General features: G+C 62.2%; 7 protein-coding genes and 1 other RNA gene. 4 read left to right on the top strand and 4 right to left on the bottom strand.

Annotated features, from left to right (window positions below; genetic code table 11):
• Both BG842_RS07755 and BG842_RS07760 read left to right on the top strand, forming a co-directional pair.
• The coding region (locus tag BG842_RS07755) for an Hvo_1808 family surface protein (RefSeq protein WP_069450334.1) at positions 1 to 1,065 on the top strand (1,065 nt) is incomplete at its 5' end.
• A gap of 83 nt (positions 1,066 to 1,148) precedes the next feature.
• Positions 1,149 to 2,288 carry a nicotinate phosphoribosyltransferase gene (locus BG842_RS07760; RefSeq protein WP_069450340.1) on the top strand — a complete coding sequence of 380 codons (1,140 nt, stop codon included), beginning with the start codon at positions 1,149 to 1,151 and terminating at the stop codon, positions 2,286 to 2,288.
• On the opposite strand, the gene BG842_RS07765 is transcribed toward BG842_RS07760, so the two are convergent.
• On the bottom strand, positions 2,285 to 2,887 hold the full coding sequence (locus BG842_RS07765; RefSeq protein ID WP_069450335.1) for a TIGR00296 family protein: 603 nt from the start codon (positions 2,885 to 2,887) through the stop codon (positions 2,285 to 2,287). The genes BG842_RS07760 and BG842_RS07765 overlap by 4 nt on opposite strands.
• Before the next feature lie 116 nt (positions 2,888 to 3,003).
• On the opposite strand from BG842_RS07765, the gene rnpB reads away from it, so the two are divergent.
• An RNA gene (gene rnpB / locus BG842_RS07770) (RNase P RNA component) lies at positions 3,004 to 3,453 on the top strand.
• Positions 3,454 to 3,854: 401 nt separating this feature from the next.
• Positions 3,855 to 4,880, top strand: a complete 1,026-nt coding sequence (locus BG842_RS07775; RefSeq protein ID WP_069450336.1) for a matrixin family metalloprotease — start codon at positions 3,855 to 3,857, stop codon at positions 4,878 to 4,880.
• 60 nt (positions 4,881 to 4,940) lie between these two features.
• On the opposite strand, the gene BG842_RS07780 is transcribed toward BG842_RS07775, so the two are convergent.
• The 3 genes from BG842_RS07780 to BG842_RS07790 all read right to left on the bottom strand — a co-directional run.
• On the bottom strand, positions 4,941 to 6,038 hold the full coding sequence (locus BG842_RS07780) for an aminopeptidase (RefSeq protein WP_069450337.1): 1,098 nt from the start codon (positions 6,036 to 6,038) through the stop codon (positions 4,941 to 4,943).
• 39 nt (positions 6,039 to 6,077) lie between these two features.
• On the bottom strand, positions 6,078 to 6,494 hold the full coding sequence (locus BG842_RS07785) for a cyclic nucleotide-binding/CBS domain-containing protein (protein WP_069450338.1): 417 nt from the start codon (positions 6,492 to 6,494) through the stop codon (positions 6,078 to 6,080).
• 66 nt (positions 6,495 to 6,560) lie between these two features.
• The coding region (locus BG842_RS07790) for a valine--tRNA ligase (protein WP_069450339.1) at positions 6,561 to 8,750 on the bottom strand (2,190 nt) is incomplete at its 5' end.

Below are 8,750 nucleotides of genomic sequence, written 5' to 3' on the forward strand. Positions count from 1 at the left end.
TTCATGATCGGCGAATCGACGGACTCCATCGGCGTGCAGAACCAGAACTCGGGGTCGTCCATCGGCGGCTTCTACAGTCCGTCGAAGAAGTCCATCGTGCTGGTCTCGAACAACAACGAGAACCTGCACGTGAGCGAGAGCACGCTCGCCCACGAACTCACGCACGCGCTTCAGGACCAGCACTTCAACCTCTCTTCGTTCGACCAGACCACCCGCGAACGGCACAACGCCGTGGACGGCCTGCTCGAAGGTGAAGCCAACAACGTCCAATATCTCTACGACGAGCGGTGTCAAAACGAGTGGAAAGGAACGTGTTTCTCCGACACCAAGCAGGGCGGAAGCGGTGGCGGACTCACCAACTACGGGCCGTACCTCATCAAATACCAGCCTTACAGCGACGGTCCCGTCTTCGTGCGCCACGTCCGCAACCAGTCGGGTTGGGAGGGCGTCAACGACGTTTACTCCAACCCGCCCGCCAGCACGGAGCAGATTATCCACCCGGACAAGTACCAGAAGGACGAACCGTCCACGATTTCCGTGCAGGACTCGACGAGCGACGGTTGGACGCGCCTCCAGCCGGAGGGGCGACCGAACTACGGCGAGGTCGGCGAAACCGGCCTCTTCGCCATGTTCATGTATCCCTACTTCGAGAGCCAGGGGAAAACGCAGATAATCCCGTCACGGAACTTCTTCAACCGGAACGCGGACGGCCAGATGCAAAAAGTGGACCCGCTCAACTATCAGAGCAAACCCACGAACGGGTGGGACGGCGACAAGATAGTCGTCTACACGAACGACAACGCGGGCAACAACGAGACCGGCTACGTCTTCAAGACGAAGTGGGACTCGAAGAAGGACGCCAGCGAGTTCGTGGACGCGTACGAGAAGTTGCTCAACTACCACCACGCAAAGCAGGTCGACGGAAAGCAGAACACGTGGACGGTGCCCGACAGCACCGGCTTCGGTGACGCCTTCTCGGTTCGACAGAACGGCAACACCGTCGTCATCGTGAACGCGCCGACGGTTTCCGACCTCTCGAACGTCCACAGCAACGCGGCGTCGTAGATTCCGCGTTTCTCTCGACCGACGAATCCGGTTCTTTTTCTCTCTCGCGGGAATACCCCCGATATGCAAGACAGGTGGTTCGCGTGAGCGACCGATTCGACGTGGTTCCCGAGGAGTCGATTCGAGACGGAACCGCGACGGACGCCTATTTCCTTCGCACAGAGACGACGCTCGAAGCCGCCGGGAAGAACCCGCACGTCGTCGCCGAAGTGACCGCCGACCAGTTCCCGACCGGCGAGTTCGAACTCCTCTCCGGCGTGAAAGACGCGGCGCACCTCCTCGAAGGACTTCCGATAGACGTGGATGCGATGGCCGAGGGACGGTTGTTCGACGGCGGGCCGGTCATGTCCATCGAGGGGAACTACCTCGACTTCGCGCGGTACGAAACCTCGCTGTTGGGGTTCCTCTCGCACGCGTCCGGAATGGCGACGAACGCGCTCGAAGCACGACTCGCGGCCCCCGATTCGACCGTCCTGAGCTTCGGCGCGCGCCACGTCCACCCGTCCATCGCGGCCGTCGTCGAACGGTCCGCCCTCGTCGCGGGTCTGGACGGCTTTTCACACGTCGCCGCGGGCGAGGTGCTCGGACGGGAACCCGGCGGAACCATGCCCCACGCGCTGATGCTCTGTTTCGGTGCGGGCAATCAGGAGGACGCGTGGCGCGCGTTCGACGCCGCGGTCGGCGAGGACGTGCCACGGGTCGCGCTCTGTGATACCTTCTCGGACGAAAAGGACGAGGTGTTCCGCGCGGTGAACGCGCTCGGCGACGATTTGGACAGCGTTCGTATCGATACCACGGGGTCGCGGCGCGGCGACTTCGAGCACATCCTTCGGGAACTCCGCTGGGAACTCGATTCGCACGGCTTCGCGGACGTGGACATCTTCGCCAGCGGCGGTCTCGGACCGGACGAGCTCCGGCAACTCGATGGCATCGCCGACGGGTTCGGCGTCGGGAGCTACGTCAGCAACGCGGAACCGATCGATTTCGCGCTCGACATCGTGGAAGTGGACGGCGAACCGGTCTCGAAGCGCGGCAAACTCTCCGGTCAAAAACAAGTCTATCGAACCGCCGATGGCGGCCATCACGTCGGTCTTGCGCGACACGAGGCATCGGGCGAGCAGTTGCTACAGCCGCTAATCCGTGACGGTGAACTGGTACGGGAGTTCGATATCGATGCCGCTGCTCGACGGGCTATCGAAGACGCGACAGCGGTCGAATTTTAAATTCGCTCGATACTCCCTTCCGGCTCTCTCTCTCGGAACACCGGCCCATCGACGATCGTTACCATCACGTCGTCGTCCTCCCACGCGCCGTGGGGGAGACCCGCCTTTCGACAGGTTCGGTCGAGATACTCGAATTTGCTCCAGTTGTGCTCGACCGGAAGCGTCGGATACATCCACGCTTCGCCGCCGCGACCTTCGACGGCGACGCCGTGTCGTCCGAGCCGAATGTCGTTTGCCGGGTCGTTCGACAACGTGGTTTCCTCGACGATGAACACGGAGATGTTGAGATTCGACAACTCGGCGGGTTCGATTTCCGACCCGCACGAATCTCCGCTCGCGGCCGCGATGGCCGAATCGACGATTGCGTGCCCTAACTGTTCGCTCGTGTCGTAGGCACCTGCGCACCCGCGTAGGCTTCCACGACCACGGGTGGATTCGAGCCGGACGAAGACGCCGGTGCGTGCGTAGAACGCCTCTCGCATGCTTCCCGGTTGTTCTCGTTGTCCGTTGATAACGTAGGAATTGACGGCCTCCCGTGCGAGTTCGACCGCGCGCGTGCCATCCTCGTAGGTGAGGGTTACTGCCTGTGCCTCAGACATACAGGTAGCTTATGCACAGAAACATCTTCAACGCTTCCCTTCAATCTGGCCAGCTTTAAGGGGACGTGACTACCAGTATCGAACGGCTTAAACGCGTGCAACGGCTAGCTTTCTTCGGCAGAGGGAGCCCGGTTTCCGCGGTGCACGCGGCGCTCGTCGCGTGCGGACGGTATCGATTTCCGGTACCTACGTGAGGAAAGTCCCCCCACCAGCCGGGTAGGCAACCGGACGCAAGTCCGGAGTGGGAGACCACTGGCTCTGGAACAGAAACGAGACCGCTTCGCGCGACCGATGAGGTGTGCGAACCGACCCGTAAGGGTAGGAAGTTAACCCACCGAGGGAAGCGTGATGGCATCGCCATCACGCGACCGCGCTGGCGCTGTCAGTGCGGTGACCGCGAAGAATGGATGGAACGGTGAATCCTTGCCGGTGCAAGTCCGTGCCATATTGGTAGCCCGGACGCGCCGTCGGATACACTCCGACGCGCCTCCGGACCTTGTCCGGAGATGGTTCGGACGCTGAGCCGAATACTGGGTCGAACAGAAGGGGGCTTACTCCCCTCAGCCATCATTCATATTCCGAACGCGACTGCCAGTAATGCGACCCCAGCGAGTATTTCTATTGCCACGACCGCCAAGGCGGCGCTTGCTTTGATGTACGTCATGCTGCCCAATTCGGACAATGATTCCACCACCAATAAGTAAGAACGATGGTTATGCACAGTTTCTCGTTTCAACAGCAAAATAACGGATTGAACGGTTCTAAACGATTGACAGTCGGTTTGAAAGGTTCTATGGAATGATTGGAAATGTCTCTCATACTCATTCAATCCGTGATTACCGTTCGATAGTCGCGTGAAAAATACGCGATTAGGGTCCGTCTAAATATCTCTCGCGTGGATCGTTTGTTTCGCCCGCGGTTTCCGAAGGCGGAAGGTTTGATAGTACGACGAACCGAAACTGTACCAATGAACTGGCGCGCGCTCATGCTCGTCGTCTGTCTCGTTCTCGCGGGCTGTGCCGGTGCACAGTTCGACCGAACGACGACGCACACCGCGACTGACCGCCCAACGATGCAGGGAACGCGGACCGCGACGGAAACGGGGACGGTCGCGGATCGCTCGAATCCGTGGGGTGGTCCGGTGACGGTCGCTATCAATACGAGTGACGGCACGCGTGGGTATACCGACGACGTTCGGCGCGCGCTCGACTACTGGGAGCGCCACAGCGCGAAATACGCGGGGTACTCTATTCAGTACGAACTCGTCCCGAACGCCGAGAATCCGGACCTCGTTATCAACTTCGTCGATTCCGTCAAGAGCTGTCCCCGGGTGGACCACGCCGTCGGCTGTGCGCCGTACATCACCGAGGCCGCACAGATATCCCGGCCTATGCAGATAGACGTGGACGATTCGTTCTCGAACGAATCGACGATTCTCATCCTGAAACACGAGCTCGGCCACACCCTCGGTCTGAACCACAGCTCGGCCCCGCAATCCATCATGGCCGCCGAGGCCGCGCTCGCGTCCCGCCCGCTGCCGGACGCGAGCGAGCGTGACCTCCCGTGGGCGGACGCGTCGTTCACCGTCTACCTCGGCCAGACGGACGATAGACAGGCCGTGAAAGAGCAGGTCCGCCGCGCGCTCGACTACTATGCCGACGGCGCGGACGGAACCGTCCCGTCGAACGTCTCGTTTACCTTCACGGACGACCGCTCGGCCGCCGACGTTCTGATTCGTTTCCCCGATACGCTCCCGTGCAATCCGGGGTCGAGCGGTTCCTGCGGCGGCGTCCGCGGAACCGACCCGGACCACGACAACGCGCTGGAGCAGTACGACCGGCTGACGATTTCTATTTCCGACGTCGATACCGATGCCGTCGGCTGGTACGTCGGCTACTGGCTGGGCTACGGGTTCGGGCTCGAAGAGTCGGAACTCGCACCCCCGTTCCAGCACGCGTCCGCACGCGACCGACGGAGCGACTGGTGGAAGTAAGTCCTCGCCAAAAACTGCCCGCTCGCTCGTTTCACTCGCTCACGGCACGACTTCTCGAATCTACTCCTCGAACCCGTCTTCCCACCGGAACGTACCGTTTCGTTGGACTACTTCGCCGTCCACTTCCATCCGCGACTCTTCGCTCATGTCGGTTATCATGTCGATGTGGACGGCGCTCTCGTTGCCCGTCTCTCCTTCGGGAAGGCAGGCGTCGTAGGCTCGTCCGACCGCGAGGTGAACCGTATCGCCCATCTTCTCGTCGAAGAGGATGCTGTCGGTAAAGCGGTCGATGCCGCGGTTCATCCCGATGCCGAGTTCGCCGAGCCGCCGCGCGCCTTCGTCCGTGTCGAGAATGTCAGCCAACTCGTCCTCGCCGGTTTCGGCGCTGAAATCGACGACTTCGCCGTCCTCGAACGTGAGGTGGACGTTTTGGATGCGATTCCCTTGCAGGGTCATCGGAACGTCGAAGAACACCTCGCCCTCGGTCGCGTACGGTGCCGTGAACACCTCGCCGCTCGGGAGGTTGTGCGAGTCGTAGGCCACCGTCGCACAGCTGTTGACCGCGGTTCGCTCCTCGATGGACATCGTGAGGTCGGTGTCCTCCTTGACGATTCTGACCTCGCTTCCCTCGTCCAGTAGCGTCTTCATCGTCGCCATCTCGTCCGCCAGCGATTCCCAGTCGCGGAGGACGGCACTGTACACGAAATCCTGGTACTCCTCGTAGGCCATCCCGGCCTGCTGTGCGTAGGCGCGGGTCGGGTGAAGCGTCGAAACCCAGTCCGCGTCGAGTCGGGCTTTTCGGATATCCATCCGCGCCTTGTTGTACGCCTGCTTCGTCTCCCCCGGTACGTCCGCTTGTGCCGTCGTATTCGTACTCCCCGCGAGGCGAAGCACCACGTCGGCGTTCTCGTACATCGCCAGTTCGGGTGCCGGGTTCTCGTCGAACTCCCCGTCGTGTGCGCGAAGGTACGCGCGCTCGACCTCCCCGGAGTTGTACACCGTCAGCAGGTTCGCGTTTCGCTTTCCGACCGCCTCGCCGACCGCGACGGCGAGGTCGTGTGCTCCCTCGTCCGTGATGACGACGACATCGTCGCCCTCCTCGATTCGCGCGCTCCAGTCGACCAGTACCTCCGCGTGTTCGTGAACTCGGTCGTCCATATCACGACAGTCGAGGAGCGAAAGAAAAGTTCCGGTGATTCAAAAGCGCGGCGTCTGCTCCTCGATGACGTCGGCGGCGTCGTCCATCTCGTCCGCGAGCATGACGAGCACGTCGTCGAGCGTGACGATTCCCACCAACTCTTCGTCTTCCACGACCGGTATTCGACGGATGTCCGCGTCCTCCATCCGCTCGATGGCGTCGTGAACGCTGGCGTCGGCGTCTATCGTGATTGGGTCTCTCGTCATCACGTCGCCGACCGTTCGGCCCGATGCGTCGGCCTCGTCGGCGAGCGAAAGCGCGATTTTGCGGTCCGTCACGATACCGACCGGACGTCTCCCGTCGACGATGGGAACACACCCGACGTTCTCCTCGCTCATCATCGACGCGATGTCCACGAGGTCGGTCTCTTCCTTGGCGGTGATGACTTCCATCGAAGCAATGTCACTAACTGGCATGATTTCCCCCAATCGGGACACGACGGGTCGGAACGTAAAGACGACGGCTCGTCGGATGCGCCCCGTCTACGGGAAGACGAGAACCGTCGCGTGCTCCGTTTCGAGCACTTCGACTTCTTCGCCGCTCTCGGCGCGGTACTCCTCTTCGATTTCAACCCAGTCGCCGTCGAGGGTGACCTCTTCGCCCACGGCGTCCAACATGATTTCGCCGTGGGTGTCCAACTGCGCTTTGAGTTCGGCGGGGTCCGTCGATTCGAGCGCGCCGACGACCGCACCCGCCTTGTCGCGGAACTTCGGCCCGATGGACGAGTGGTCGGGGCTGACGCCGACAGGCGCGAGTTCGACGTTCGGTCGTCCCTCTTCGAGGTAGACCGGGCCGTTCACCGCTTCGCTCAGGTCGTAGGTGTCGGGGTGGCGCTCCGCGTCGGCGTACAGTTCGATGCGGTCGAGTTCGCCGTTGAGGGCCATTCCCTCGTCGGATTTCCACGCCCGGACCTCGCTCGCAACTTCGGCGATGATTTCGCCCGCGAGTTCGGCCTCGTCGTCGCGCATCTCGACGTCCGGCCACGTGGCCAGATTGACGCTTTCTTCGGTTCCGGGGAGGTAGCTGTAGACCTCCTCGCTGAAGAAGGGCGAGAAGGGGGACAGCATGCGAACGACGGAGGAAACACACGTGTACAGCGCGTGGCGCGCGGCGTTTCGCTCGCCCGGCCGTCCCTCGTAGAGGCGACCCTTCACCAGTTCGAGGTAGTCGTCCGCGAGGTCCTCCCAGACGAACTCTCGGAGCGTTCGAAGCGCCCTATCGTAGCGATACCGCTCCATATCGTCGCTCACGCTTTCGGCGGTGTGCGACAGTCGGGAGAGAATCCAGCGGTCCGCGTCGCGGTAGGCCGGGTCGCTGATCTCCGGCGTGTTCTCGTCGAAGTGGTTCTCCGAGAACTGGAGGATGTTCCAGATTTTGGTGAGGAACCGCGAGGCGGACGTCGCTTCCTTCGGCTGGAACTGCACGTCGCTTCCGGGTTGTCCGCCGAGGACCAGCGCCTGTCGAACCGAGTCGGCACCGTACTCGTCCACGGCGTCCGTCGGCGTGACGACGTTGCCCCGCGACTTGCTCATCTTGTTGCCGTCCGGACCGAACACCATACCGTTGATGAGGATTTCGTCCCACGGCCGCTCGCCGGTGAGTTCGCCGACGCGGAGGAGCGTGTAGAACGCCCACGTTCGGATGATGTCGTGCCCCTGCGGGCGGAGCGCCACCGGTTCGAACTCGTCCAGTTCGATGTCCTCGGGCCATCCGCTGATGTGAAGCGGCGTGATGGACGAGTCCATCCACGTGTCCATCACGTCGGTTTCACCGACCCACGAATCCCCACCGCACTCGGGACAGTCGCCGACTGCGGGGCCAGTTTCCGTCGGGTCGACGGGCAGTTCCTCGATTTCGGCGATGTGCCAGTGACCGCACTCCTCGCACTCCCACGCGGGAATCGGCGTGGCGAACACGCGCTGGCGGGAGATAACCCAGTCCCAACTCATGCCGTCCGCCCACTCTTCGAGGCGGGTGTACATGTGCTCTGGAATCCACTCGACTTCCTTCGCCTTCTCGACGATTTCGTCCGGTTCGACCTCGACGAACCACTGTTCCTTCGAGAGAATTTCGATGGGGGTGTCACACCGCCAGCAGGTGCCGACCGACTGTTCGGTGGTTTCCGAGTCGTTCAGGTACCCCTCCTCGTCCAGTGTCTCGGCGACTTCCGTCTTCGCCTCGTCGATGGTCAGCCCCTCGAACTCGTCGGCGAGTTCGTTCAGGCGGCCGTCCTCCGTGAACACGGGGCGGAGGTCGAGGTCGTGTCTGGCCCACCAGTCCACGTCCTGTTTGTCCCCGAACGTACAGATCATCACCGCGCCGGTCCCGAAGTCGCCGTCGACGTCGTCGTCGCCGATGAGTTCGATTTCCTGTCCGAACAGCGGGACCTCAAACGTCTCGCCGATTCGGTCGGCGTAGCGTTCGTCCTCGGGGTCCACGGCCATGCCGACACACGCCGCGAGGAGCTCCGGGCGCGTGGTTGCGATTTCGATGTTATCGTTGTCCACGCCCTCGAACGTGACGTAGTAGAGCGTCCCCGTCCGGTCCTCGTTTTCGACCTCCGCGTCCGCGATGGCCGTCTCACAGCGCGGACACCAGTTGACGGGGTGTTCGTCGCGGTAGACGGACTCTTCCATCTCGACGAACGAGCGCTGGGTCTTCCCCCAGTACTC

Source organism: Haladaptatus sp. W1 (assembly GCF_001723155.1).
Taxonomy (GTDB): domain Archaea; phylum Halobacteriota; class Halobacteria; order Halobacteriales; family Haladaptataceae; genus Haladaptatus; species Haladaptatus paucihalophilus.